A 26,253-nucleotide genomic window follows, 5' to 3' on the forward strand; every position below is an offset into this window, starting at 1 on the left:
TTTCCAGTAAGAAACCCCATGAAGGCACTTTTCTACGTTCTCTCGCTCCTCGCCATCGCAGCCGCCGCTTACTTCTCCAACATCAACAAGGAGAACTTCGTCGAGCAGCAGACGATCCGGGTCGATACGATCAACCAAAACAAGAAAGTCTCCGCCAATGCCGACAAGACCAAGGTCGAGTTGGATGAAGAGAGCAAGAAGCTGACCGATGCCAAGAGCGCCCGCGCCGAGGTGGAGGAAAGCATCGCCAGCCTCGAGTCGAAGGCTCGTGAGCTTGCCCGTGAGAAGGCCGAGATCGACAGCACGCTCGAAGAGCAGGCCGCTGAGCTCAAGGCCGGACAGGACAGTCTTGAGGCTGCCAAGGACGCACTGGTCAAACTCGGTTTCACCGGTGAAGTCACCGCTGACAACATCGATGGCAAGATCAAGGAACTTGAAGACACCCGCAAGGTGCTGATCGCCGACATCGAGGAACTCGATACCAACATTGATGCCGCCAACAACACCGTGGCCAAGAACCGCAAGGAGATTGGTCGCCTGGCGGGCAAGAAGGCCGAGCGTGACGCCCGCATCCGTCGCAATGCGATGGAGTCGGTGATCACCGCAGTGGATCAGGACTGGGGCTTCGTGGTCATCGGCGCCGGATCGAACAGCGGATTCGCTCCTCAGAACCGGTTGATCGTGAAGCGCGACGGACGGATGATCGCCGAGGTTAATCCATCTTCCATCGAGGCATCGCAGACGATTGCCGAGATTGACTTCGACACCGTGGTTCCCGGAGTGCGTCTCCAGCCCGGCGATCGGGTGATCCTCACCAAGCCGGCCACGAACTGAGCTTCTCGAAGCCTGAAAATTTCCAGCCTCCGCAAGCTTGAAAGCTGCGGGGGCTTTTTTATGCTCACGTCCATGAGATCACTCCTCGCCCTCGCCCTGTTGTTCGGCACGCTGCCGATGGTGTCCTGCACGACCAACGATCCGGATCTCAATCCGCAATCGAGTGCGCCTGAGAGTTCGTCTCGCCGCATCCCATGGAACAGCCCGGTGGCGGGACAGGGTGGTGGTGCGCTCGGCAGTCTGCCGCAGCAGCAACGCCGCTGAGTTCGGTCAGCGATGGTAGGGTTCGCCACGCCGGTAGGTGGCGACACGGTAGAGCTGCTCGAGCAGGACGACGAGCGCGAGTTCATGCTGCAGCGTGAGGCTGGAGAGCTGCCAGATGGCGTCTGCCTGTCGGCGTAGTTCCTCCGTGTGTCCATCGGAGGCGCCGATGAGAAAGGAGACGTTCTTGACCTCTCCGTTCATCTCAAGGGTTTCGAAGGTCTGGGCCCATTGCTCCGTGGTGAATGCCTTGCCTCGTTCGTCGAGGGCGATCCGATGGTGGCCCTTGCTGCGCTCCAGAAGGTCGGCTGAGACTTTCTCGGAGGATCCAGCCTTGAGGTGGATGAGCTCGAAGTTCCCGTAGCGGCTCAAGCGCTTGAGGTATTCCGCCACGCCGGTTTTCGCGTAGGCGAGCGAGGGTTTCCCGGCGACGAACAGGCGGACATGCATCGGGCCCATCCAAGGCCAGTGCGGAACCCGAAGCAAGTGCGGTGGGGGGTGGGAGCTTTGAAGAGGGTGGATTTGCCTCCTTCACCGCGTTCGGTCGTGGAGGGCACCGTTGATGGTTCGATCATCGGGGCTTGCCGAGGAAGCCTCCGGGGTGAATAGTTCGGAGATATGAAGCATCTCCTCCCTCTGACTTTGATACTGGCCTCATGCGGTCCGGCCAAGCTCGACCCTGAGTCGGAAATTGCGCGGAACCGGAAGATCATGGCGCTGCAGGAGAAGTTTGATCGCTTTGACTACAACGCCGACGGTGGTCTGACCTTGGCCGAGGTGAAGCAGGGGGTGAAGGAGTCCGACGTCGGAGGGATCACCAATGAGGAGATTGTCAGCCTGTTCAAACACTACGACGTGAACAAGGACGGCTCGATTTCGCGCTGGGAATCCCAGCACGCCATTGATTCCCCTCTGCCCGAGAATCAACCGTGAGTCCATCGGTCGTGCGGGCAGGCTGATGCTGGCCGGGTTCGAGTTGTGGCAAGCGCCTGAGTTGTGGCAAGCGCCTGAAGGGCAGGCATGAAAATGCCCCAGCCGGGGCTCCACGGAGGAGTCGACTGGGGCGATGGGGAATTGGCTTCTCCCGATGGGGAATTGGCTTTTCCGATACCTCAGCGGATGCGCTCGAGGAGCCACGCGAGGAGTCCATCGATCGGCAGGCGTTCCTGCTCCATGGAGTCGCGGTGGCGGACGGTCACGGTGCCCTTCAGGTCTTCGCCGTTTTCGCCGAGGGTATCGAAGTCGATGGTCACGCAGAAGGGGGTGCCGACTTCGTCCTGACGACGGTAGCGGCGGCCCACAGCGCCGCCTTCGTCGTAGAAGACGGTCATCCAGGGTTGGAGGGTCTTCTGGATGTCACGGGCGATGCGGACCTGCTCTTCGTTCTTCTTGAGAAGCGGGAAGATGCCGACCTTGATCGGGGCGACCTTGGGTGAGAAGTGCATCACGTTGCGCGTCTCGGTCTTGCCCTTCTCGTTGGTGATTTCCTCTTCTTCAAAGGCCTCACAGATCAGGGCGAGCACGGTGCGGTCGCAACCGGCCGAGGGCTCGACGACATGCGGGATGAAGCGCTCCTTGGTTTCCTCGTCGAAGTATTCGAGCGGGCGACCCGAGCCTTTCTGGTGCTTGCCGAGGTCGTAATCGGTGCGGTAGGCCACGCCTTCCAGTTCCTGGATGCCGAAGGGGAACTCGTATTCGATGTCGTAGGTCTTCTTCGAGTAGTGTGCGCGCTCGCCGTCCGGCACATCGAGGATGTGCAGTTTCTCGCGTGGAATGCCGATTTCCTCGTAGAAGCAGAGGCGGGTCTCGAGCCACTCGTCGGTCAGGCGCATGCCGTCGTCGGGATGGCAGAAGAACTCGACTTCCATCTGTTCGAACTCGCGACTACGGAAGGTGTAGTTGCGCGGATTGATTTCGTTGCGGAACGACTTGCCGACCTGGGCGATGCCGAAGGGCAGCTTGATGCGGTTCGAGTCGTGGATGTTCTTGTATTGAACGAAGATGGACTGGGCGGTCTCGGGACGGAGGAATGCGATGGCATTCGGGTCATTGTCATCGGCCGATGCTCCCATCTTGGTCTGGAACATCAGGTTGAAGTCCTTCGGTTCCGTAAGCAGCGATCCATTGTCAGGATTGAAACGGGTCGTGCCCTTGAGCACCTCCTGTTTCTCCTCGTTAAGAACGAGTTCCTTCGGTGAGACCTTCTTGTCCGGCATGAACTGGGCGTAGAACTGACGGGCGACCTTCTTCGAGGCGGCGGGGTCCTTGCCTTCGGGAACGAGAACGGCGAATTCGCGCTGGACGCTCCAGCCGGTGTCCTGGAGCTCGGCGCCGGAATACCAAACTGCGGTGCCGTCCTGCTCGGGGACCTGGTCGGCGCGCAGGCGGGCCTTGGAAAGCAGGCAGTCGCTCATCGGGTCGCTGAATCCATCGAGGTGACCCGATGCCTTGAGGACCTGCTGCATGGTGAGGATGGAGCCATCCATGCCGAGCACATCGTCACGTTCCTGCACGGTCTTGCGCCACCAGTAGTCCTTGAGATTGCGTTTCAGCTCGGCGCCGAGCGGGCCGTAGTCCCAGCATCCGTTCAGTCCGCCGTAGAGTTCGCCTGCTTGGAAGATGAAGCCGCGGCGTTTGCAGAGGGAGACGATCTTCTCCATCTTCTCGGGGTCGGTGTGGTCCTTGTTAGCCATGATTCTGGTGGGGTGGATTGGTGGGCGGGGAGGAAATCAGGCTGGTGGCATCCGGGCAAGGCGGGATTGCGCTTCGGGGCAACGATCTCCAGCCTCAGCGCCCATGGAGAAGACCCGTTGCCCGTGGCTGCCGCTTCAGCACGAACTTTATGTCGATTACCACGACCACGAATGGGGGGTGGCCTCGCGGGATCCGCGGCATTTGTTCGAAATGATTTGCCTGGAGGGGGCCCAGGCCGGGCTCTCGTGGTGGACGATCCTTCAGAAGCGGGCCCACTACCGGAAGGTTTTCCACGATTTCGAGCCCGAGAAGGTCGCGGGGATGACCGATCGTCAGTTGGAGAAGCTGGTGGCGGATCCGGGCATCGTCCGGCACCGGGGGAAGATTTTCTCGGTCAGGCAGAATGCCCGTGCCTGGCTCGGACTCGAGAATCCGGTCGACTGGCTGTGGGGATTCGTCGGTGGTGAACCGATCGTCAACCGCTGGGAGCGGCTGGCCGACGTGCCGGCGAGCACTCCGGAATCCGATGCCTTGAGCAAGGAGCTGCGCAGGGTGGGTTTCACCTTCGTCGGCTCGACGACGATGTATGCCTTCATGCAGGCGGCGGGGATGGTCGACGACCACACGCTGGATTGCTTCCGCCGGAGCGAATGACGGTCCCGAAGCGCGTCGGCTCCGGGACCTGGCCGCTTACCACGAGTAGTGGGCGGTGTAGGTGATGGTCTTCTCCTCGTCGGGCTCGAGTGGCACGGTGAACTCGATGGTGTTGGCGTCCTTCTTCTCGGATTCCATCGACGCATTCTCGAGCTTCCAGTTCGACCAGCGCCAGAGGTGCTCGCGCACGATGATGGTCTTGGCTTCCTTCGAGCGGTTCTTGACGGTGACCTCGACGGTTTCCTTCATCCAGTTCTCCCGGTCCTTGCGGCTGAAGTCCGTGATCTTGCGCTCACCGACGAGGTCGAAGGCATTTCCGGTGTAGAGACTGAGTTCTTCATTCCGAGGGGTGTGGTCGATGTTGTTCTCGCCGACGAACTCGAGGTTCCCGTCGTCGTCATCGGCACGATAGAAGCGCATGCGCCCGGCCGGTAGCGGCATGCCAAGACCGCTTTCCTCGTCGTTGGTGAATTCCCAGAAGATGGCGACGTCCTTGGGGAAGGTCTGGCCCTGAATCGGGTTGGTGTTTCGGCCGCCGTGGAAGCGATACATTTTGGCCGCATCATACACGTAGGACTTCTGCGCCTTCACTTTCGGGGCGCGCAGGAACTCGACCTGTTTGGTTTCCTTGTCCCGGATGGTGAGGGGCCGGGGCAGGGTGTAGAGGTGGAAGTCGTCGAAGGCCTTTTCCTCGACCTTTGCTTCCAGTGCATCCATTTCCATCATGGCGCGGCCGGCGCGTGCCATCGACATGGCGGGCTGGGGTTGGATGATGTTCACATCGCCGGCGACGAGCTTGATCTTCGCATCGGTGAAGCCGGTGCCACTACGGTTGTCCACGGTGACCCAACCGCTGAGGGTGGCGGTTTCACCTTTTTCGGGGGCGACGAAGTTGTAGTCGGCTTCCCAGCGGAATCCCTGGCTGAGGTAGGACAATTGGGCGTCGAGTTGAGCGGCCTCCTTCGAATGGATGTCCCAGGCGAGGGTGGGGCGGAGGATGGAATCGTCCCCGAGGGTGGGGAACAGGGGCTCGCCGGGGAGTTGGAAGCGCATCTTTCCGTCCACCTCGATGATGGGGGACTGGGGCTGGCCACCCGGGACGTGGCCGGAGCGGATGATCTTGCCCGAAGTGAGCTCGACGCGGCCATCCGGGTAGGTCTGGCGGAAGTCGATCGATTGGCCCTCGAAGTGACTGAGGAGGAGCGAGCGGCTGACGGGATCGTTGCGGTAGCTCTGTTCGAGGATGTTGAAGGTGACATTACCCGCGGGGTCGCGCAGCACGACCGAGTCGGCCTGCAGTCTGGCGGTGGCGCGATCGAAGGTGACGGGGTTCACGCCTGCCTTGAGGTCGAGTCCGATGGTCTCCCGGATCACGGCGAGGTCACGGTTGTAGATGGTCAGGGCGGTGTCGGCCTGGCACAGCGGCAGGCTCAGTGCGGTCAATAGAATCGAGTGTTTCATGATCATCAGGTATTGGCGGGGCGGGGGAGGATTGTGACAGCGAAATGAACAATTTTCTCAGAGGATGGGCGCGAACAGCCGGGCAGTGCGGCAGGCGAGCCGGAATCCGAAGGATCGATCGTCGAGGTCGGTGAGTGCTGCTTCGCGAGCGTGGTTGAAGTCCAGTTCGAGCATGTGGGTGACTTCATCGATGAAGCCGGGGTCGGTCGAAACCGCCGAGATCTCGAAGTTCAGACGGAACGAGCGGTTGTCGAGGTTGCCGGTGCCGATGAAGGCATAGCTGTCGTCGATGAGCATGACCTTTTGGTGGAGGAAGCCGCGGTGGTAGCGCATCAGCTTGACGCCGTAGGGGATGACTTCCTGATAGAAGGAGAACGCGGCCAGCCAGACCATCAGGTGGTCGGCCTTCTCCGGAATGAGGATGCGGACATCGACGCCGCGGATGGCGGCTGCCTGAAGGGCGGTGAGCACGCCCTGATCGGGGACAAAGTAGGGGGATGCGATCCACAGGCGATCGCGGGCGTTGTTGCAGGCCTCCGCCACGACCAGCTGCCACGAGTCACCGATGTCGGCGGGGCCGGTCGGGATGATGGCGATGGTCTGGTCGGCGGTCTCGACGGAGCCGTTCCAGCTCAGCGGTGGGATTTCATCGGCGGCCCAGTTCCAGTCCTCGAGGAACACGAGCTGGATGGCCTGCACGGAGGGACCGCGGAGTCGCAGGTGGGTGTCGCGCCAGGCTCCGAACTTGAGATCCCGGCCGAGGTATTCGTCACCGACATTCAGTCCTCCGATGAAGGCTTCCTCGCCATCGACGACGACGATCTTCCGGTGATTGCGGAAATTGATCTGAAGGCGCGACCACCAGCGGCGGTTCACTCCGAACGAGTGGCAGATGACTCCTGCATTGCGGAGGTCTTCGAGGTAGCTCGACGGCAGTTTGTGGGAACCGACCTCGTCGAAGAGGAAGTAGACCTTCACACCGGCGGTGGCGCGTTCGATCAGGGCTTCCTTGAACTTCGTGCCCACCCGGTCGTTCTTCACGATGAAGAAGTTGACGAGGATGTAGTGCTTCGCGCTGGCCATCGAGCGGAAGATCGATTCGAAGGTGAGGTTTCCGTCGACCAGGATCTCGGCTTCATTTCCCCGTGTGAATGGGAGCCCACCGAGCAGCTCCGCAGCTCGACTGAATACCCCGGCAGGCTTGAATTCGTAGTGCTTCAGCCGCTCCTTCATCCCGCTCGAAAGTCGTTCGAGCTCCTGGTCCTCCTTTCGGCGAGCATGGACGTAGCCGGTGAACTTCTTCCGCCCGAACACCCAGTAGGAGGGGATGGCGACCCATGGAGCAACGACCATGCAGACGATCCATGCGATGGTGCCCTGAGCGGTCCTGCCGTGCATGATCACATGGATGACGTGGGCGAGACCCGCGACGTGCAAGCACAGCAGGCCGATGGCGGTGAGGCCGGGGATCCATTCCCATGGGTTCATGGAGAGACGTTAGGCGGGTTTGGAGGAGAAGGAAAGGATTCGGGGCGGGTTCGATCTTTGTGGTCGGCCTGGGGGCGGTTGGGGGATTGAATGGGGGCGTGACCTTGGATGTATCCACGCCCGCACTGCTGTTTCCGGCGATCAGTCTGCTGTTCCTTTCCTTCACGAACCGCTTTCTGCATCTGGCGGCCCTGATTCGGCAGCTCTATCGCGATTGGTTGGACAAGGAGGATGAACGCTTGCTGGCCCAGATCGCGAATCTACGGCGACGGCTGATCCTGATCCGCTGGATGCAGTTTCTCGGGGCCGTGAGTCTGTTCCTGTGTGTGGTCTCGATGGTCGCGGTGATGGCGACGTTGCAGGTGCCGGCGCAGGGGGCGTTCTGGGGGGCGCTGGTGCTGATGGGGGCCTCGCTGGCTTGCCTGATGGTGGAGGTATGGATCTCCGGTGGCGCACTGCGGATCATGCTGCGGGAACTGGAAGAGGGGCAATGAGGCTTTTGAGTCGGCGGCTGAATCGGCTCGGGCTTTGCGGCGAGCTGAAGCTCGCGGTCCAATAGGAGCGGCTGTCGGTAATCGGGCCGAGTGGTGGACAGGAGTGTCCACGCTCACTAGGCTCCGGGCGTGGAGCTATTTTCATCAGGCAAGCCGTCGGAACCGAAGGCGCTGAGTGTCACCCAGCTGGTCCGGCGGATGAAAAATCTGCTGGAGATCGAACTGGGTGAGCAGTGGGTGGAGGGTGAGGTTTCGAACTTGCGCAAGCAGGGGAGCGGGCACTGGTATTTCTCGCTGAAGGACGAGCGGGCGCAGATTTCCTGCGCGATGTTCGGAGCACGTCGGAAGCCGGGAGCGGAGGTGCTGGAGGACGGGGTGAAGGTGCGGGTGTTTGCCGAGCCGAGTGTTTACGAGGCGCGTGGTCAGCTGCAGATCATCGTCGCCAAGGTCGAGCGGGCGGGCTTGGGGGAGTTGCAGGCGCGCTTCGAGGCCCTGAAGCGGAAGCTGGATGCGGAAGGGCTGTTCGCGGCGGAGCGCAAGAAGCCGCTTCCGGGGTTTCCGCGGACGATCGGGCTGGTGACTTCGGGGACCGGTGCGGCCATTCGCGACATGGCGCAGGTCCTCGAGCGCCGGGCGCCATGGGTGCAGCCGGTGATTTTCCCGGTCAGGGTGCAGGGCAAGGGGGCGGAGCGGGAAATCGCGGCCGCCATTCGCCAGCTGGGACGGGCCGCCGAGCATGGCTTGCCCGAGTGCGATCTGTTGATTGTCGGTCGGGGTGGGGGCTCACTGGAGGACCTTTGGAATTTCAACGAGGAGGTCGTCGCCCGGGCGATCGCGGAATGCCCGATCCCGGTGATTTCGGCGGTGGGGCATGAAATTGACTTCACGATCTCGGATTTCGTCGCCGACCTCAGGGCGCCGACGCCGAGTGCCGCGGCGGAGCTGGCGGTGCCGGACAGCGCCGAGCTGCGCTCCCGGTTCGAGATGCTGGGGCGTCGGATGCGGCGGCGAGTCGGGGACCGGATCGGTCGGCTGGATCTCGTGCTGGAGAATGCGCGGAGGGGAGTCCTTTCGAGGGGGGGCGAGCGTCTCCTGAGGGAGCCTGTGATGAGGTTGGATCAACTTGGGGCGAGACTTCGTGCGGCGGTGGAGGTGGCGTGGAAGGAGCAGGTGCAGAGGCTGAATGGATCCAAACGTGCCCTTGAGGCACTGCGGCCGGAGCGCCAGATTGCGCAGCGGATTCAGAGTCTGGATGCAATCGGCGGGCGTCTGACTCGCGCGACCCAGACGCGGGTGGTGGAGCTGGAGGAGCGTCTGGGGCATCTGGGTGGGTTGCTGCGTGCGCTCGGCCCGGAGTCAGCCTTTGAGCGTGGATTCTCGATCACGACGGATGCTGATGGGAAGATCCTGCATTCCGTGGAGGAGGTCCGGAAGGGGCAGAAGTTGCGGACGAGGTTCAAGGATGGTGTGGTGGAAAGCACTGTGGATGAGGGAGGGTAGGATGGAGGAATGCGGCGACATCATTCCGCCCGAGGTGCTGCTTTCTGCCTACGCGCAGGGGGTCTTTCCCATGGCGGAGGAGGGTGAGCTGATGTGGTTCTCGCCGGTGCAGCGTGGGGTGATTCCCGTGGATGACCGGTTTCATGTGCCCAAGGGGCTGCGGCGTGCTCTGCGCCAGCGTCCCTTCGAGGTGCGCCGGGACACTGTGTTCGAGGAGGTGGTGAGGGCCTGTGCCGACCGCGATGAAACCTGGATCGATGATCGGATCGTGGCGAGCTACGTGAAGCTTTTCGAACTTGGCTACGCGCACTCCTTTGAATGCTGGGATGCCGACGGACTGCAGGGTGGGTTGTACGGGGTGTCGCTGGGTCGGGCGTTTTTCGGGGAAAGCATGTTCTCGAAGAGGACGGATGCTTCGAAGGTGGCTCTGGTCGGACTGGTGGGCTGGCTGCGGGAGGGTGGATTCGAGCTGCTGGACACCCAGTGGATGACGGATCATCTGCGCCAATTCGGCGGCTACGAGGTGCCCCGGGCCGACTACCTCAAGCTGCTTCGGGGCGCGCTTTCGGACCTCGCTGTCCCATGAGTGGCATGCATGGGATTGCTGACGGAAACTGTTCTCGCCAATCCGGTTTCACTAGTCCTTGACCACGAGGGATGGGGAGAACAGCTTCGCCCGGAAAATTTCCGCGACATGAACATCCACGAGTACCAAGCGAAGGAGCTTTTTGATCAATACGGCGTGCCCAGTCCGAAGGGGAAGGTGGCGTCATCGCCCGAAGAGGCATCCGCTGCGGCGGAGGAATTCGCCGGCTCCAAGCTGGTCATCAAGGCGCAGGTGCATGCGGGTGGTCGTGGCAAGGGGCACTTCAAGAACGGCTTCCAAGGTGGGGTGCATCTCATCGAGTCCCCCGCGCAGGCTGCTGAATACGCCGGCAAGATGCTCAATGAAACGCTCGTGACGGTGCAGACCGGCGAGGCGGGTCGCCTGGTTCGCAAGGTGATGGTCGCTGAAGCGGTTGACATCGAGCATGAATACTACCTCGCGATCCTGATGGATCGTGCGACGTCCCGTCCGGTGATCGTGGCATCGACCGAAGGTGGCATGAGCATTGAAGACGTGGCTCACGACACCCCGGAGAAGATCATGCGTCAGTTCGTGCACCCGCTGCTCGGACTGCAGGGATATGAGATCCGCAAGATTGCCGCGGGGCTGGGTCTCTCCGGTGACATCGCCAAGCAGTTCGCGAAGCTGCTCAAGAATCTGTATTCGCTCTTCATCAAGTGCGATTGCTCGATGCTCGAGATCAACCCGCTGGTGACGACTCCGGACGGCCGCGTGCTGGCTCTCGACGCGAAATTCGGCTTCGATGACAACGCGCTTTTCCGTCATCCGGACATCGTCGCGATGCGCGATACCGAAGAAGAGGATCCCCGCGAAGTGGCGGCCTCCGAGTTCGACCTGAACTACATCGGTCTCGACGGCAGCATCGCCTGTTTGGTGAATGGTGCGGGTCTTGCGATGGCCACGATGGACATCATCAAGCACTACGGCGGTGAGCCGGCGAACTTCCTCGATGTGGGTGGTGGTGCTTCCAAGGAGCAGGTGACCGCCGCCTTCAAGATCATTCTCGGTGACCCGAACGTGAAGGGCATCCTGATCAACATCTTCGGGGGTATCATGGACTGCAACGTGATCGCCGAAGGGGTGGTTGCGGCCGCCAAGGAAACCGGATTGCCCCTGCCTCTGGTGGTGCGTCTGGAAGGAAACAATGTGGATGCCGGCAAGGCGACGCTGGCAGCGAGTGGTCTGAACATTGAGGCTGCGACCACGATGGCCGATGGTGCCGAGAAGATTGTCGCCGCCGTTTCCGCCTGAACTTCAACGACAAGCTTACAAGACGATGGCCATTCTCATTGATGAAAACACCAAGGTCCTGATCCAGGGCATCACCGGCAGCTTCGGCGGACGCCACGCATCGCTTTCCCTCGAATACGGCACGCAGGTCGTGGCAGGGGTGACTCCCGGCAAGGGAGGACAGAAGTTCGAAGACCAGGTGCCGATTTTCGACACCGTGTCGCAGGCCGTGTCCGAGACCGGCGCGACCGCTTCCGCCATTTTCGTGCCACCGCCGTTCGCGGCTGATGCCATTCTCGAAGCGGTGGATGCCGGGGTCGAGTTGGTGGTTGCCATTACCGAAGGCATTCCCGTGATGGACATGATGCGGGTGAAGGAAGCGATGAAGGGCTCCAGCAGCCGTCTCATCGGTCCGAACTGCCCTGGTGTGGTGACTCCGGGTCACGGCGACAAGAGCCACGGCGGGTGCCGGATCGGCATCGCTCCGGGCTACATCCACAAGCGCGGCAACGTGGGCGTGGTTTCCCGTTCCGGGACGCTGACCTACGAGGCGGTGTTCCAACTGACCGAGCTTGGATACGGCCAGAGCACCTGTGTCGGCATCGGCGGTGACCCGATCAACGGTACGAGCCACATCGATGTGCTGAAGATGTTCAACGACGATCCGGAAACGGAAGCCATCATCATGATCGGTGAGATCGGCGGTGATGCGGAAGCGGAAGCCGCTCGCTGGGCGAAGGAGCACTGCAAGAAGCCGATCGCGGGATTCATCGCGGGTGCCACAGCGCCTCCGGGACGTCGGATGGGACACGCCGGTGCCATCGTCGGTGGAGAAGACGACACCGCGGAAGCCAAGAAGCGCATTCTTGCCGAATGTGGGATTGCAGTGGCTGAAACGCCGAGTGACATGGCCAAGGCCTTGCTCGAGAAGTGGGGCAAGTAAACGACCCGGCAATGCAGACTTTTGAGCAGGGTGTCCAAGCGTGGACACCCTGCTTTGTTTTATCCATGGGTCGGAGCCGGGAAATGGCACAAACCGAGGGTATGCCGCTTGAATCGGGGATGATGAGCCGTAGGGTTCTTGTGACTTATGGGAGATGAGGTCCGCAGAGCGTTGATTGTGGAGTGGAAGCCGAAGAGCCCGTTCGGGTTCGGGGAAGCTGGGAAGGACCGCATCTTCCTCCACATCAGCAATTTCGCGGATCGGGCCCGCTGGCCGGAAGTCGGTGACTGGGTGACTTTCGTTGATGGTCAGGACTCGGCCGGGCGTCCCTGTGCGGAGGAGATCGTGCTCCATGCGTCGGATAGTGACCTGAAACCGCGGCATCTGTTGGAGTTGTTGCTTCTTCTGGCTCTTCCGATCTTGTCGCTTCCTGCGTTCGAGGGCCTGTTGGATCTCTGGTGGATCATCTATTTCTGTACATTCACCTCGCTGGCGACCTGCATGCATCTGTGGTTCGACAAGCGTTTCGCCATTTCGGAACGCTCGCGGATTCCCGAAGCCACCCTGCACTTGTTCGAGTTGATGGGGGGCTGGCCCGGTTCATTTCTCGGGCAGCGGCTTCTTCGCCACAAGGTGTCGAAGAAGTCCTATCAGATGATCTTCTGGGCGATTGTGCTGGTGTACCAGTTGTTCGCACTCGACCTGATCTTCGGTGGATTGCTCTACAACGGGCTGCATTCACTGGGTGGATTCTGACCGGTTGTCGGGGTGGGTTGGAAAGCCCGGGGCGGGTATTGGAAGCAGGTCGGCCATTGATGTGGCATTTGTCAGACACTTGTGGCTGAATGTCCGAATGGACGAATTCATGGAGGCTGCGATCGAGGAGGCCCGGACAAGCCAGGCCCAGGGCGGGATTCCGATTGGCAGCGTGCTCGTCCACAGCGGTGAGATCATCGGCCGCGGTCGCAACCGTCGTGTCCAGCGGGGGAGTGTGATCCTCCACGGCGAGATGGATGCCCTGGAGAATACCGGTCGTCGGCCTGCTGCAGTCTATCGGGAATGCGTGCTCTACACGACCTTGTCGCCCTGTGCGATGTGCAGTGGAGCCGTGGTTCTGTATGGCATCCCGAAAGTGGTGATCGGGGAGAACCGAAACTTCACCGGTGAGGAGGAGTGGCTCAGGAGCCGTGGTGTGGAGGTCGAGATTCAGCGCGATGCGACCTGTGTGGGGATGCTTTCGCGCTTCATTCGGGAGCAGCCGATGTTGTGGAACGAGGACATCGGCAAGTAGGGCGTTGCCGGCCGATCAGGAATCGGGCGACGACGCGCTCACGCTGGTTTCGGGAGTGTCCGGGGTCCCGTGTGTCTGTGGGATCCGCATGGTGAATCGGGTATCATCGCCCGGGACCGAACTGACGGTGATGGAGCCGCGGTGGGCCTCCACGGCACGCTTCACGATCGAGAGCCCCAACCCGGTGCCCTTGATTTCCTCCTGTGAGTGGTGTTTGGCGACCCGGTAGAATCGGCGGAAGATGTGGGTGAGGTCGGCGCTTGGGATGCCGACTCCGTCGTCCGCGACCCAGAGGCAGATCTCACCCTTCTCCTCAATGCACCCAACCTCGATGTTGAGACCGGCGCGTGGATTCTGTTTGAGCGCGTTTTCAACGAGATTGAAGAGGACCTGGGTCCAGTAGAAGCGGTCCCCGTTCAGGGTGAGTTCCTCGTCGGGCATCTCGACGGTGATGGTCGCCTTCTGGTTTCGGATCATGGACTCAAGGCGCTCCAACACGTCTTGAATGCAGGACCGCATGCGGAAGGGCTTCATGTTGAGGGCGGAAGCCTCGCCGGATTCCAGTCGCGAGATCACGAGCATGTCCTCGACGATCCGTGCGATACGCTCGCTGTGCTTGCGCATGATCTTGAGAAAACGCCGGGTCATCTCGGGGTCATCGACCAGGTCGTCGTCGATCAGATTGGAAAGGTAGCCATTGATGATGGTGAGCGGCGTCCGGAGTTCGTGGGAGGCATTGGCCACGAAATCCTTTCGAATCTGCTCCGTGTGGTGTTCGGAAGTCACGTCGCGGATGACGACCCGGATGATGGGAGCGTCGTCAGGGGTGTCGGAAACGGGAGAGGCATCGATGACCAGAACGACGCTGCTACTTGCATCATGTTCGGTGGATGATTTGGTGGCGTGGGGGAGGACGACGCGGGTGACGATGGGTTCCCGGGTGCGCAGGCACTCGAGGAGGGGTTTCGAGAGTTTCGGGTTGAGGAAGACTTCCTGGACCCGCCGGTCGAGCAGTTCACGGCCGGGAAACATCCCGATGGCCGATTTGTTGGCGAAGATGATTCGCGACTCGGCATCGATGAGCAGGAAACTTTCGGCGAGTGCATCGAGAAGGTGGTCACGTTCTTGTCGGGCGTGCTTGAGATCCAGGTCGAGGCGGACTTTCCAAGCGGCGACTTCCTGCTGGAAGTCATGTCGGGCACGACGAAGACGAAGGGCGAGGATGGCCAGGGCGGCGAGAGCGGCGAGTGCGACGGCAAGCTCCAGATAGGTGAGGAAGTTCGGCATTCTCAGAGTGTCGCGACACGATAGCCAATGCCGCGGACGGTTTCAACCATGCCCGACTGGTCGCCGAGTTTCTGGCGCAGGCGCTTCATGTGGGTGTCGAGCGTGCGGCTGTGGACATCATCGCTGTATCCCCAGACGGAACGCAGGAGGTCGTTCCGATCCTGTGGTTTGCCGGCCCGCTCGGTGAGGAAGAGCAGCAGCTTGAACTCCGTGGAGGTGAGGTCGGTCGGTTCGCCGTGGAGGTAGAACTTGAGATCGTTCTTATCGAACTTGAAGGGGCCGTATTCGACCGTGACGGCACCGGGACTGGAATCGACCCGCTTGAGCACCGCCTGCACACGCAGGAGCAATTCCTTCGGCGAAAAGGGCTTGGTGAGGTAATCGTCCGCGCCTGCTTCAAGGCCTTGGATCCGGTCCTCGGTCTGGGCTCGCGCGGTGAGCATGATAACGGGGATGTTCCGACTGCGGGCATCCCGTTTGAGGTCCTTGAACACCGCGTAGCCGTCCTTGCCCGGCAGCATCAGGTCGAGGATCACGAGGTCGGGAACCTCGTGGATCGCCAGGTCGGCGCCGGTGATCCCGTCGTGGGCCTTTTGGACTTCGTAGCCCGCCCGTTGAAGATTGAAGGTAATCAGGTCCGCAATGTCCCTTTCGTCTTCGATGACCAGAATTCGCTGCATTTCGGGGAACCGATTAGAGCGGAATGGTCACATTCACAAAAGCACGCAGGTGACAGAATCGTCGCAATGGCCGGGGAAGGCCGGATTTGCAACGATTCTGCGGAGATGGCCAGGAGGAGCTCAGGCCTCCCGGTGCTTGGCGTGCCACTCGTGGTAGATTTTCGGCGAGATCTCGGATGGTTTGATTTCCGAGCGCCCGCCCCAGAAGACATTGGTGTAGGAGACGGGAATCCCCTTGGACTCGAGGTGCTTGTCGATCGCCGCCTTGTGCTCGAGCACCTTGTCTTTCTCGGTGCCGTGGACCACGCCCATGATATTGACGTCGCCGAACTGGGGGCCACCTTCACGCCAGTAGCAGTGGGTCATGCAGTAGTGGCGGCCGACTTCCGCGCCGGCTTCGACTTCGCGTCCCTTCGGCACGGCCCAATGGAACAGGCCGTTGAACCGCGTCACGCGCTTCCCGCTGGCGGAGGGTTTCACGTGTTCGAGGAAGGTGGAGAACCGACCGATGACTTTCTTCTCGTTGAGGGAACGCGCGACTTCGCAGAATCGCTCGAGGGAGACTCCGGCCTGCTTGGCTCGTCCATCCCACGGGTTCTCACAGATTTCCTCGGGGCTGAGTTCCTCTTTGAGAACGAGGAGGATCTCCCATTCTTCGTCGGTGAGTTCGGCGGGGACGGTGGTCATCATGACGGCGGGGTCATCCGACTTGCTGCCGGGCGGCATGTTCTTGCGGCGCACGTGGCCGACCCCGAGCGCAAAGACGCCGTTGGCAGGCATCAGCAGGTATTCGTCGGCCCCGACAAGGCGTTTCAAGACGGTGGCATGCTCATCGAGGGACTCGCCGACCGGCACCTTGAGTGTCGTCCAGAGACGGTAGCCCGAACCGGATACCTCACTGTCGGTCGATCGGATGACCACGTGGCCGGAGAATGGATCCTCTTTGGCCATGAAGTCGAAGGCGTCGTTGAGTTTGTCTTCCGGGAGGCGCCACGCGACGAGCGCTCCGTGGGCCAGCTTGGTGGCGAGCATCGTCTGGCGGACACGCCGGATCACGCCGGCTTCCACCATGGCGCGGATGCGTTCGATGACGACATCGAGTTCCACACCGCTCTGTTCGGCAATGATGTGGAATGGCTTTTCCTCGAATCCGGCGACGAGGTCTTCGGAAATGGAGAGGATCTTGGTGTTGATGGGGTCGGTGTGATCGACTGGGACCGTTGGCATGCGGAGAAACTAGGCGCTTCGATGGGGTCCGGCCACGCGGAAATTGCGCGAAATCCTGCATGGAGAAGCGCAAGGCTTGCCTTGTCCCGCTCCACGTCTGTTGCTTGAATCCAACCATGGCAGAGAATAAACCATCGGTTTTCGAGCGAATTGGAGGTGAGGAAGGGGTCGAGCGTCTTGTGGGGAAATTCTATGACAGGGTGATCGCGGATCCGAAACTCGGGCGGTTTTTCCAGCATGTGCCAATGGAGCATCTGAAAACGATGCAGAAGGAGTTCTTCAGCGAGGCACTGGGTGGCCCGTTGTTCTACACCGGTCGCTCGCTGCGGCAGGTCCATGCCGGGAGAGGAATCCACAAGGAGCACATCCAGTGCTTCATCGAACACCTGCTGGCGACCCTCGAAGCGGAGCGGGCGGATCTGGATCTCGACGATCAGGAGGTGAACCGGATCTACAGCCGCATCGCGATCGAGGCCGATCGGATCACCGACGACGTCGCGGAGAGCGGTTGAGGCCTCAGGTTTGGGACTCCAGCCGTTGTTTCAACCAGGCGAGCGCGTCTTCCCGGGTGGCCAGGCGGCCTTCGAGCTGCTCGGTCTGCGCATCCTGTAGGATCTCCTTGAAGGCCGGGCCGGGAGTCATGCCGAGGTTGATCAGGTCGCGTCCGGTGACCAGCGGCTCGGGAATCAGCGGCTGGTTGGCGAATTCTTCCTCCTTCTGTTGGAGGAAATCATAGTTGTCGGTGAAACCGTTGGACGATGCACAGTCGACGCGGTGAAGCTCCATTTCCCGCTCGAAGGTCGAGGATGACATGAAGCGCTTCAGTTTGGCCGTGCGCATCTGCTGGACATTCATGAACTGCATGTGCCGTGAAACCATGAAGGACACATCCTCGATGACTTGGTTCGGGTAGCGGAGGCGACGGAGGATGTCGGCGGCCATCTCGGCGCCCAAGGCATCGTGGCCATTGAAGCGGATGCGCCCGTCGGCCTCATCGACGGTTTGGGTCGGGGGCTTCGCGATGTCATGCAGGAGCACTGCGAGGCAGAGTTCGAGCGGTGCGTGCTCGCCCAGCATGTCGAGCATGATGCGGGTGTGTGTGTAGACGTCGCCCTCCGGGTGCCACTGGGGTGGCTGCTCGCAGCCGATGGTGGCCAGCACCTCGGGCATGAACTCAGCGATCAACCCGGAGTCGACGAGCAGGTCGAGTCCACGGGCCCGCTGAGGCGACACGAGGATCCTGGAGAATTCGTCACGGATGCGTTCGGGTGAGACCTTGGACAAGGTCGGAGCCAGCGTTTGAACGGCCTCCCAGGTGGCGGTTTCGATCTGGAAGTCGAGCGAGGTGGCGAATCGCACTGCCCGCATGAGCCGCAGGGCATCCTCCTCGAACCGCTGGGCGGGCACGCCAATGGCACGCAGGGTGCGCGCTTCGAGGTCGCTCCGACCGCCGACGAAATCGATCACTTCGTCGCTGGCGGGATCGAGAAACAAGCCGTTGACGGTGAAGTCGCGGCGCTGGGCGTCGTCCTCCGGTGTGGAGAAGGTCACTGAGTCGGGGTGGCGTCCGTCGTGATACGAGCCATCGGTCCGGAAGGTGGCGACTTCAGTGGGATGCCCACCGTGTTTGACGATCACCACCCCGAAGTGGGCACCCACCTCGTTCGAACCAGGGAAAAGCTTCAAGACTTCCGCGGGGGTGGCGGAGGTGGCGAGGTCGAAATCCTTGGGTTCGCGGCCGAGCAGGGCATCGCGCACGCACCCGCCGGCCAGATAGGCGATGAACCCTGAGTCGCGAAGGCGGCGGGCGAGGTCATTGGCAGCGGATCGCGGGGTCACGGGCGAAGATTTGGACATGGAGCCTCACGAGTCGAATCCTGATGCACAAAGGGTTGGAAATTCGAGGCGTGTCACAATGTCGCACCTGTCGGTTTTGTCGATTGCCAAGGAGGGTGGGTTCGGGTAGTCAGGCGGGGGTGAGGGGCGTGCGGGACACGCCCCTCCGGCGTCTCCGGATGCCGATGTCGGCCCGGCGCAAATCTAACTACACCCGTTCGCTTCTTCCGTGGGATTGATTGATGCATTCAAACGATGGCAGCTGGCCAAAAAGGGCCTGTCGTCGGGTAAAAAACGTCGGGTCCAGAACGAGGCATCGGTGTCTGGTTCACTGGACCGCTCGATCTGGGTCAGGTTCTCGCTGTATCTCACATTCTGTGTTTCCGCGGCGGTCATCGTGATGCGGGCCCTCGCGGTGGGGGAAGAGGGCGCGGTGCCCTTGAGCGGTTCGTTGTTTGCCTTCTGCCTCGCCGTCAGCGCAGTGACGGTCATCGAGCTGAATCATACGAAGATCACCGAGCGGAACGGACGTGTCGTTCTTCTGCTCGGCGGGATCCTTGCCCAGCTCGCGCTGATCCGGGGAATGCACTGGGTCGAGGCATCGAACCATCTGCCCGAGGAAGTCGGATTCCTGCTCACCCCCTTTGTGCTGGCGCCGATGCTCCATGCGGTACTGCTCGGTGGCCCGGCAGGTGTCTTTTCGGCAGTCTATGTGTCGCTGCTGGGCACGCTGCTGGTCCAGGATGACGGCAAGACGCTCTTCATGGCGGTCAGTCTGTTGTCGGGCCTGGTGGCAGCGCTGACGCTGCGGAGGACCCGGCGGCGGGTCCAGTTGTTGCGCGCGGGGTTTTACTCGGGCCTGATGGCTTTCATGCTCTCCGCCCTGTTCGGGGTGGTGAATCTCGGTGCGGGCACGATGGATGACTGGCGGATGATCGGTCAGGCTGCTGCGGCGGCCCTTGGGATGGGGATTGGTACGGCGCTTCTCGTAAGTGGCTTCCTTCCCGTGCTCGAGGGTATGTTCCAGCTGACGACCGACATCAGTTGGCTGGAGCTCAGTGATTTGAACCACCGCTTGCTGAAGCGGATGCAGCTGGAGGCTCCTGGCACCTTCCACCACAGTCTGGTCGTGGCTTCCTTGTCCGAGTCGGCCGCTGAGGCGGTCGGGGCGAATGCCGCGCTGTGCCGTGTGTGCGCGTATTTCCACGATGTGGGGAAGCTGAGCAAGCCGGAGTATTTCATCGAGAACCAGGGCGACGGTGTGGAGAACCCACATGACTCGCTGACACCCACGATGAGTGCTCTGATCATCGTGGCTCACGTGAAGGACGGCGTGGACCTCGCGCTGAAGCACCGTCTGAATCCGCGGGTGATCAACGTCATCCGTGAGCACCATGGCGACTCGCTGGTCAGCTATTTTTACCGCAAGGCCCAGGAGCAGAAGCGTGACGAGATCGAGAAGGTCGAGAAGAAGCTCGAGAATCCGGAGGACCTGCCGAAGATCGATCAGAAGAATTTCCGTTATCCCGGGCCGCGTCCGCGCAGCCGGGAGAGTGGCATCATCAGTCTGGCGGATGCGATTGAGAGTGCGTCCCGTACGTTGAAGAAGCCGACCCCGGCGAAGATCCGGGCCTTGGTCGAGGATCTCGTGGAAAAGCGGATCTGTGACGGGCAGTTGGATGACTGCGAGCTCACGATGAAGGATCTGGCTGTGGTGAAGAGCCAGTTCTGCAAGACACTGCGCAGCATGCTGCACAGCCGCATCGACTACCCGAAGGATGAGAAGGGCGCCAAGTCCGATGCCGGTCGGGGCTCGGATGCGGAGCGACGCGAGAAGCGGAAGAAGTCCAACAAGACCCAGCAGCTTCCTCCGCCCCATGAGGTGACGAAGGCGAAGAAGGTGGCTCCGGTCGCCAAAGCGGAATCATGAGCGTTCAGGTGAATGTCGGGAATCACCAGGACAAGGTCCGGGTGGGGGAACGGCTGTTGTTGGACCTGGAACGCTGCGGTCATGAGGCGGCTGCCCAAGTGCTGGCCGAGCACGTGAAGGTGGCGGGTGCGCCACTTACTTCACTTGAGGAGGTGGATGTGGAATTCGTGGATGACGAAGCAAGTGCCCGGGTCCATGAGGATTTCATGGGCGTTCCCGGGGCGACCGATGTCATCACGTTCGAGCACGGAGAGATCGTGATCGGCATCGAGGTGGTGCAGCGGCAGGCGGCGGAGTTCGGTGAACCGGAGGCCCGCGAGGCCTTCCGGTATCTGGTCCACGGACTCCTTCATCTGGCAGGTCACGAGGATGAGCTGGCGGAAGACCGGGCGGTGATGGAGAAAGCGCAGGAAGCGGTGGTGGCCAGATGCTGGACCGGAGGTCAGGATTTGTTCGGATCGTAGAAGATCCGGATGTCGGCCTGCTGTCCGCCGAGTAGCTGTTGGGCCCGCTTGAGTGCGTCTCGCGTCGAAATGTTCGGGTTGCTCGGGCGATTGAGGAAGATGTTGCTTTCTCCTGCCTCGCGGTCGGCATCGGCCTGGATGAGCGAGAGGGTGCCCGAGTTCTTGAGGACCCGGTAGACGTCGCGCGGGGCCCCGGAGATGAGCACGTGGCGGCCGTCGTTGCGCATGAACTTGATGAGTTCCTCAAGTGCGAGCACCGAGGTGGCGTCAAGGTGACGTGCGTTCTTCAAGCGGAGGATGAGGATCTTGAGCGACGGGTCGGCGGCGGTGCGCTGCACCTGGTTGCGGAAAAGCTCGGCGGCACCGAAGAAGAGGTCGCCCTCGACGTGAACGATGGAGATCGCGGGATTCGGGCGCTTGCGTTTCTCGCCGATCTCACGGAGTTCGCCGCGGTCGCTGAACTCGTATTCGACAAGATGGGGGCGACTGGCCTTCCGCAGGAACAGGGTGATGGAGATCCCGACGCCGATGAAGATGGCGACGTGAAGGGGGGCGATGAGGGTGGCGGCGAAGGTGCAGATGACGACGGCGGCATCGTCGGGCGTGGAGCGCAGGCACACGCGGATGTTCTGCGGGCTGATGAGGCTCAGCGCGATGGCGACCACGAGGGCGGCGAGGGCGGCCTTGGGGACGAAGTCGATGAGGGGTAGACCGACCGCTGGCAGCCAGGCGATCAGGAGGGCGGCAATGAGGATGATGATGCCGGCGTAGAGCGACGAGAATCTGGTGAATGCCCCCGAGTTGTAGTTGAGCATCGATCGCGTGAGCGAACCGGATGCGGGCATGCCCCCGGTGAAGGCGCATGCGACGTTGGCGGCACCGACGGCGAACATGTCCTGGTTGACCTCGGCCCGGTCTCCGGACTGCGAGGCGAGGGATTTCGCCATGACCGAGTTTTCCAGGCAGGCGAGGAAGGCGACGGCGAAGGCGACGCCGATCAAGGCCCCGATGTCGGAGAAGATCTGGCTGCTGGTGAAATCCGGGACGTGGGGAACAAGTTCGGCGAGCTTGAAGGTGGTGAAGGTGTCGAGCCCGTGGAAGAGTCCCTGGCGGTGGATCATGGGGCCGAAGATCGCCGAGCTGGTGACAAGGGAAATGGCGAACACCGGCCACCCCGGCTTCCATTTACGAAGGAGATAGTAGAGAGCAACCGTCGATCCGCCGATCACGAGGGGCTGCCACTGGGTGGCCCCTAGCGATGAGAAGAGGGCGATGACCAGGGTGATGAAGTTGCTCGGCGTTTGCGCATTCACTTCGGCGGATACCCCGAAGATGTGTTTGCACTGGTTGGCCATGATGAGGACCGCGGCGCCGCTCACGTAGCCGACGAGGACGGAGCGGGAGACATACTGCAGCAGGTCCGCCACCTTCAGGAGTCCTCCAATCAGGCAGAAGACACCGACCAGAAGAACCAGGAGCGGGATGAGTTCGATCTCCCGCACCCTCAAGGCCTGCTCGGCGGCGAAGAAGCTGAAGAGCATGAAGGCGGTGGCATTGGTCGGGCCGAGAATCGTGTGGCGGGATCCCGCGAAGATGGGAGCGACGATGGCTGCTACGGCGGAGCAGATGATGCCGAAGGCGATGGGCAACTCGGCGATCGCCGCGTAGGCCATGCCCTGGGGGACAGCCAGCAGGGCAACGTTGGGTGCGGCACCCATGTCGGCCCGGAACTTGGCCTTGTTGTAGCGCTTGATGGGGCCGACCAGGACCTTGAAGTCGACGCTGTCCTCGCCGAAGAACCGGCGCAGTCCCCTCATGACGGGGTTGGACTTCGGCGAAAATCTCATCAGGGGAAAGTCTAGCGGAAGCGGGCGCGGCGGAAAAGAAAGATGCCGAGGATGATGCAGAGAATATTCGGCAGCCAGAGAAGCCACTGGGTGTCCTCGCGGGTGGTGATCATCGAGCCGGCGACGAAGTAGGCGACACCAACGCCCAGGCTGAAGATCAGTCCGGTGGAGGTGTCACGGCGTCTCGCCTTGATCCCGAGCGGCACACCGATCATGGCGAAGGCGAGGCAGGCGAAAGAGGTGGTGTAGCGGCTCGTCTTATGGGCGATGAAGCGGGCGCGGTACTTCGCCGGCAGCGTGGGATTGTCCTCAAGGAACTGGTCGATCTCCTCGTTGCTCATCGCGCTCGGCTTCGGTTTTCTCCGACCATCATCCGAGTAGTCGACGACCATCCATTCGAGTTCCTCGGACAGCAGGGTGAAGTCCTCGGTCGGCGAAATGGGTCCGTCGGTGTAGGCACCGGTGAGGCGCAGGCGGATCTGCTTGTTTTCCTCGTCGACGACGGTCTCTGCGGTGTCGGCATGGATGTAGGCACCTCCGTCACCCTTGTCCTCATCATCCATCACGAAGATGTGGAAGTCATGGAACACGTCGCCCTCGCTGCCATGGGAGTAGATCTTGACGTTGTTGATCCGGCTTTGATCGACGCCTGCCTTCAGCAAGGTCCGGGGGTCCTTGATGATGGTGCGGGTGACCACGGTGTTGACCCGTTGCTTCGCCCAGGGGGCGATCTCGAGATTCAGCCACAGGCAGAGAGCGGACAGTGCCCCTCCGATGATGATGACGGGGGCGGCGATGCGGAAAAGGCTCATGCCGGCGACCCGGAACGCATTCAGTTCATTGTCGGTGGACAGTCGGCCGAAGACGAGGAGGACGGCGGACAGGAAACCCCACGGAATCGTGAAGATCAGTGAGACGGGCAGGACGCTGAGAATGAACTCGAATAGGACCGAGATCGGGGCTCCGACTTCGACAAGCAGGGGACGGATCTCCTTGAAGAGGTTGCCGAGGACCAGCAGCACGCTGAGCAGCAAGATCGCGAAAAACGTCCCTGAGATGATGTGGCTGCCGATGTAGCGGTCGGAGATGCGCATGGAGGAGGGGTGAAGCTTGTGGTGTGCCGCTGTGGCTGTCGAGTGAGGATGCGGTCAAGCGCGACTCCGGCGGCGCAGGAGGAGGACCGTTAGGAAGAGGATGACGGCGGCAAGGCCGGTGGAGGCGGCGGGGTGGAGTCCGAGGGACATCATCAGGTAGGCGAATGCCGCGGCGCCAGCGGCGGTCAGGGCATAGGGGAGTTGGGAGAGGACGTGGTCGAGGGGCGAGCATCCCGCCGCGAGCGCGCTGACGATGGTGGTATCGGAAAAGGGGCTGGCGTGATCTCCGAAGACAGCTCCGCCGAAGACGGCCCCGATCACGCCGGGAGCAATGACGAGGAGGGAACCGGGGTCGGCGGTCTGGACGAGCACGCCGAGTGCCAGAGGCATCAAGAGGGCCATGGTGCCCCAGGAGGAACCGGTGGTGAATGCGGTCAGGGCGGCGACGCCGAATACTGCCAGAGGTAGGGATGATGCGCTGAGTCCGTCGCCAAGGAGTGACTGGATGGCCTCGGCGGCGCCCAAGGTGCGGAAAACACTGCCCAAGGACCAGGCGAGGATGAGGATGATGAGGGCGGGAATGAGACCGGCGGCGCCTTTCTTGGCGGCATCCTGCCAGGGACGGGGTGAGTTCCGGGGATGGCACAGGCAGGCGGCGATGAGTCCGGCGAGAGCTCCTGCAATGAGAGCGGTGGGGCCTGCGTTGCTGCTTGCGGCACTGCGCCAAGCCTCCAGTGAGGTCCAATCGATGGGGGCTTCCGACCAGATCTGGAAACCTGCCGCGATGGAGGTGGCGAGCACGAGCAAAGGCACGAGGACTCTCCACGGGGCACCTGATGTCTGGGTCTCCTGGTTCGTCGCCACGTCCTTGGGCTGGAAGCGACGCATCGCTTTGGGTTCCCAGTCGAGGTGGATGGCGATGGGAATCAGCAGCAGGGTGAGCAGGCAGTAGGGGTTGGCGGGGATGGACTGGAAATACAGGCCGTAAGCATCGGCATCCGGCAGGCTGTCCTGAATGAGGGTGAGCTGGGTGGCGATCCAGGTGGAGATGAACGCGACGCAGGCCACGGGTGAGCTGGTGGAATCGACCACCCATGCGAGCTTCTCGCGGGAAATCCCGGTTCGATCGACGGCGGGGCGGGCGATGCGTCCGGTGAGCATGCTGTTGGCCAGGCCGTCGAAGAAGCACAGCAGGCCGAGCCCATAAACCGAACCCAGCACGCGCTTCTGCGGGTTTTTGCTCCCGCGCAGCATCCTTTCGAGGATGGCGGAGAATCCACCGGATGACTCGAGGACTCCGGCGAAGGCCCCGAGGAGAAGGGTAAAAAAGAGCGCTCCGATGTGCCAGGAACTGCTGATTTGTGGAATCAGATGGTCGGCAAAGGTGCTGCGGAGAGCTTCAATCGGGTGACCTCCGGTAGCGACCAAGGTGCCGCCGATCACGCCGGCCGCCAGCCCGGCAGCGGCGCTGCGGGTGGTCAAAATCACTGCCAGAGCGGCGATTACCGGCCAAAACGGGAAGATCCCGGAGCCCGCCGGCAGCTGGGCGACGGCCATGCTGAGGGCGGTGACGGCCAGCCAGATCCAGAGCGAACGCATGAGGGAGTCTTACCGACATGAGGTATTTGGCAAGGTCATGACTGTTAGCGAAACCGAGGAAATATTCTTGCCGCATGGGGAGAGTCCGGGTTTTCTCCACCGCATCCGATCGCCTGCATCCCCAGTGGGTTATCGGGTCAGGCGGCACGCCGAATGCTTGTTGCCTCAAAAACCACGACCCATGCCCGACACGAGTAAGGACCTCAACGCCCCCATCATCAAACGCCGCAGCGCGATCGGAACTCTTGGACTCGGCGCGCTTGCGACCTGGGCAGGGACCTCGCCAGCTTCGGCCTTTTTCTTTGGGAAACAGGAGTCAGTGGATCTTTCAGGTTTGCCCTCCCAGTGGGTCGCCCTCCAGGGCCGCAACCTGAACGATTACGCCAATTATCTCGCGGGTCTCCGGCTGAAGTATGTCACTCCCCGGCAGGTGATCGAGGCTCATGCGAAACGGCGTGGATCGGTGTGGAACAGTCTCCCTCCCAAGCAATTGTGGAAGAACATGGTTCCGACCCTCAAGGCAGTCGACAAGGTCGGTGCCCAGATCGGACGGCCCGTCAAAGAAGTGATCTCCGCCTACCGTTCTCCTTCCTACAACGCCCGATGTGCCGGTGCGCGCCGTGGTTCGTGGCACCAGTCGAATGTGGCCGTCGACGTGAAATTCCCGGTCAGCAGCTGGACCGTTTCGAAGACCTCCCGATCCCTGCGTTCACGGGGACTTTTCCAAGGGGGGGTGGGTCACTACTCGAGTTTCACCCACATCGATACCCGCGGTCAGAACGTGGATTGGTAAGGAGCGCTCCGCTGGGCT

Annotated in this window: 26 protein-coding genes; 15 read left to right on the forward strand and 11 right to left on the reverse strand. The window is 61.7% G+C overall.

Features of this window, described 5'->3' with window-relative positions; genetic code table 11:
• The first annotated feature begins 18 nt into the window (after positions 1 to 18).
• Positions 19 to 834, forward strand: coding sequence for a hypothetical protein (locus tag JIN81_RS15315; RefSeq protein ID WP_200281743.1), 816 nt, complete (start codon positions 19 to 21; stop codon positions 832 to 834).
• Between the two features lie 72 nt (positions 835 to 906).
• Entirely contained in the window at positions 907 to 1,098 is a 192-nt protein-coding gene (locus JIN81_RS15320; protein WP_200281745.1) for a hypothetical protein, read from the forward strand.
• A 6-nt stretch (positions 1,099 to 1,104) separates the two neighbouring features.
• Here JIN81_RS15320 and JIN81_RS15325 read toward each other — a convergent pair whose 3' ends face one another.
• Positions 1,105 to 1,545 carry a 23S rRNA (pseudouridine(1915)-N(3))-methyltransferase RlmH gene (locus tag JIN81_RS15325; protein ID WP_200281748.1) on the reverse strand — a complete coding sequence of 147 codons (441 nt, stop codon included), beginning with the start codon at positions 1,543 to 1,545 and terminating at the stop codon, positions 1,105 to 1,107.
• 168 nt (positions 1,546 to 1,713) lie between these two features.
• Here JIN81_RS15325 and JIN81_RS15330 point away from each other — a divergent pair, with 168 nt between their 5' ends.
• Positions 1,714 to 2,028, forward strand: a complete 315-nt coding sequence (locus tag JIN81_RS15330) for an EF-hand domain-containing protein (RefSeq protein WP_200281751.1) — start codon at positions 1,714 to 1,716, stop codon at positions 2,026 to 2,028.
• Positions 2,029 to 2,207: 179 nt separating this feature from the next.
• Here JIN81_RS15330 and JIN81_RS15335 read toward each other — a convergent pair whose 3' ends face one another.
• Positions 2,208 to 3,788, reverse strand: a complete 1,581-nt coding sequence (locus tag JIN81_RS15335) for a glycine--tRNA ligase (protein WP_200281753.1) — start codon at positions 3,786 to 3,788, stop codon at positions 2,208 to 2,210.
• 103 nt (positions 3,789 to 3,891) lie between these two features.
• Between JIN81_RS15335 and JIN81_RS15340 the strand changes: the two genes are divergently transcribed.
• A complete protein-coding gene (locus JIN81_RS15340; protein ID WP_200281755.1) occupies positions 3,892 to 4,443 on the forward strand; it encodes a DNA-3-methyladenine glycosylase I in 552 nt (183 codons plus the stop codon).
• Between the two features lie 36 nt (positions 4,444 to 4,479).
• On the opposite strand, the gene JIN81_RS15345 is transcribed toward JIN81_RS15340, so the two are convergent.
• A complete protein-coding gene (locus JIN81_RS15345) occupies positions 4,480 to 5,904 on the reverse strand; it encodes a DUF4139 domain-containing protein (protein ID WP_200281757.1) in 1,425 nt (474 codons plus the stop codon).
• A 57-nt stretch (positions 5,905 to 5,961) separates the two neighbouring features.
• Positions 5,962 to 7,392, reverse strand: coding sequence for a cardiolipin synthase (gene cls / locus JIN81_RS15350; RefSeq protein ID WP_200281759.1), 1,431 nt, complete (start codon positions 7,390 to 7,392; stop codon positions 5,962 to 5,964).
• A 98-nt stretch (positions 7,393 to 7,490) separates the two neighbouring features.
• On the opposite strand from cls, the gene JIN81_RS15355 reads away from it, so the two are divergent.
• The 7 genes from JIN81_RS15355 to JIN81_RS15385 all read left to right on the forward strand — a co-directional run bounded on the left by JIN81_RS15355 (position 7,491) and on the right by JIN81_RS15385 (position 13,478).
• Entirely contained in the window at positions 7,491 to 7,886 is a 396-nt protein-coding gene (locus JIN81_RS15355; protein WP_200281760.1) for a DUF2721 domain-containing protein, read from the forward strand.
• Positions 7,887 to 8,015: 129 nt separating this feature from the next.
• On the forward strand, positions 8,016 to 9,386 hold the full coding sequence (gene xseA / locus JIN81_RS15360; protein WP_200281761.1) for an exodeoxyribonuclease VII large subunit: 1,371 nt from the start codon (positions 8,016 to 8,018) through the stop codon (positions 9,384 to 9,386).
• Positions 9,373 to 9,972, forward strand: a complete 600-nt coding sequence (gene aat / locus JIN81_RS15365; protein WP_234045022.1) for a leucyl/phenylalanyl-tRNA--protein transferase — start codon at positions 9,373 to 9,375, stop codon at positions 9,970 to 9,972. The genes xseA and aat overlap by 14 nt, the downstream gene beginning before the upstream one ends.
• A gap of 108 nt (positions 9,973 to 10,080) precedes the next feature.
• Positions 10,081 to 11,265, forward strand: a complete 1,185-nt coding sequence (sucC, locus tag JIN81_RS15370) for an ADP-forming succinate--CoA ligase subunit beta (protein WP_200281763.1) — start codon at positions 10,081 to 10,083, stop codon at positions 11,263 to 11,265.
• A 25-nt stretch (positions 11,266 to 11,290) separates the two neighbouring features.
• Positions 11,291 to 12,187, forward strand: a complete 897-nt coding sequence (gene sucD, locus JIN81_RS15375; protein ID WP_200281764.1) for a succinate--CoA ligase subunit alpha — start codon at positions 11,291 to 11,293, stop codon at positions 12,185 to 12,187.
• Positions 12,188 to 12,364: 177 nt separating this feature from the next.
• Complete coding sequence (locus JIN81_RS19350; RefSeq protein ID WP_325100895.1) at positions 12,365 to 12,943, forward strand: DUF1294 domain-containing protein; 579 nt, start codon at positions 12,365 to 12,367, stop codon at positions 12,941 to 12,943.
• A 97-nt stretch (positions 12,944 to 13,040) separates the two neighbouring features.
• Complete coding sequence (locus tag JIN81_RS15385; protein WP_234045024.1) at positions 13,041 to 13,478, forward strand: nucleoside deaminase; 438 nt, start codon at positions 13,041 to 13,043, stop codon at positions 13,476 to 13,478.
• Positions 13,479 to 13,493: 15 nt separating this feature from the next.
• Here JIN81_RS15385 and JIN81_RS15390 read toward each other — a convergent pair whose 3' ends face one another.
• From JIN81_RS15390 to JIN81_RS15400, 3 genes are all read right to left on the reverse strand, one after another.
• Positions 13,494 to 14,765 (reverse strand): sensor histidine kinase, encoded by a 1,272-nt coding sequence (locus tag JIN81_RS15390; RefSeq protein ID WP_200281767.1) that lies wholly within the window; start codon positions 14,763 to 14,765, stop codon positions 13,494 to 13,496.
• A gap of 2 nt (positions 14,766 to 14,767) precedes the next feature.
• Positions 14,768 to 15,445, reverse strand: a complete 678-nt coding sequence (locus tag JIN81_RS15395; protein WP_200281769.1) for a response regulator transcription factor — start codon at positions 15,443 to 15,445, stop codon at positions 14,768 to 14,770.
• Between the two features lie 120 nt (positions 15,446 to 15,565).
• A complete protein-coding gene (locus JIN81_RS15400) occupies positions 15,566 to 16,672 on the reverse strand; it encodes an Lrp/AsnC family transcriptional regulator (RefSeq protein WP_200281771.1) in 1,107 nt (368 codons plus the stop codon).
• A 116-nt stretch (positions 16,673 to 16,788) separates the two neighbouring features.
• Here JIN81_RS15400 and JIN81_RS15405 point away from each other — a divergent pair, with 116 nt between their 5' ends.
• Entirely contained in the window at positions 16,789 to 17,184 is a 396-nt protein-coding gene (locus JIN81_RS15405; RefSeq protein ID WP_200281773.1) for a group I truncated hemoglobin, read from the forward strand.
• 4 nt (positions 17,185 to 17,188) lie between these two features.
• Here the strand turns inward: JIN81_RS15405 and JIN81_RS15410 are convergent, their stop codons facing one another.
• Complete coding sequence (locus JIN81_RS15410; RefSeq protein ID WP_200281775.1) at positions 17,189 to 18,529, reverse strand: CCA tRNA nucleotidyltransferase; 1,341 nt, start codon at positions 18,527 to 18,529, stop codon at positions 17,189 to 17,191.
• A gap of 208 nt (positions 18,530 to 18,737) precedes the next feature.
• Here JIN81_RS15410 and JIN81_RS15415 point away from each other — a divergent pair, with 208 nt between their 5' ends.
• Both JIN81_RS15415 and ybeY read left to right on the forward strand, forming a co-directional pair.
• Complete coding sequence (locus JIN81_RS15415) at positions 18,738 to 20,438, forward strand: HDIG domain-containing metalloprotein (protein WP_200281777.1); 1,701 nt, start codon at positions 18,738 to 18,740, stop codon at positions 20,436 to 20,438.
• Positions 20,435 to 20,902 (forward strand): rRNA maturation RNase YbeY, encoded by a 468-nt coding sequence (gene ybeY / locus JIN81_RS15420; protein ID WP_200281791.1) that lies wholly within the window; start codon positions 20,435 to 20,437, stop codon positions 20,900 to 20,902. The genes JIN81_RS15415 and ybeY overlap by 4 nt, the downstream gene beginning before the upstream one ends.
• Here the strand turns inward: ybeY and JIN81_RS15425 are convergent.
• The 3 genes from JIN81_RS15425 to JIN81_RS15435 are packed head-to-tail and all read right to left on the reverse strand — an operon-like array spanning position 20,881 to position 25,442.
• On the reverse strand, positions 20,881 to 22,749 hold the full coding sequence (locus JIN81_RS15425) for a SulP family inorganic anion transporter (protein ID WP_200281794.1): 1,869 nt from the start codon (positions 22,747 to 22,749) through the stop codon (positions 20,881 to 20,883). The two genes, ybeY and JIN81_RS15425, sit on opposite strands and share 22 nt — an antisense overlap.
• An 11-nt stretch (positions 22,750 to 22,760) precedes the next feature.
• Positions 22,761 to 23,843 carry an LptF/LptG family permease gene (locus tag JIN81_RS15430; RefSeq protein WP_200281796.1) on the reverse strand — a complete coding sequence of 361 codons (1,083 nt, stop codon included), beginning with the start codon at positions 23,841 to 23,843 and terminating at the stop codon, positions 22,761 to 22,763.
• A 54-nt stretch (positions 23,844 to 23,897) separates the two neighbouring features.
• Entirely contained in the window at positions 23,898 to 25,442 is a 1,545-nt protein-coding gene (locus tag JIN81_RS15435) for a Na+/H+ antiporter NhaC family protein (protein WP_200281798.1), read from the reverse strand.
• A 181-nt stretch (positions 25,443 to 25,623) separates the two neighbouring features.
• Between JIN81_RS15435 and JIN81_RS15440 the strand changes: the two genes are divergently transcribed.
• Positions 25,624 to 26,235: a D-Ala-D-Ala carboxypeptidase family metallohydrolase gene (locus JIN81_RS15440; RefSeq protein ID WP_200281800.1), complete on the forward strand. Its 612-nt coding sequence runs from the start codon at positions 25,624 to 25,626 to the stop codon at positions 26,233 to 26,235.
• Positions 26,236 to 26,253 lie beyond the last annotated feature (18 nt).

This window comes from Haloferula rosea, assembly GCF_016595525.1.
Classification (GTDB): Bacteria; Verrucomicrobiota; Verrucomicrobiia; order Verrucomicrobiales; family Akkermansiaceae; genus Haloferula; species Haloferula rosea.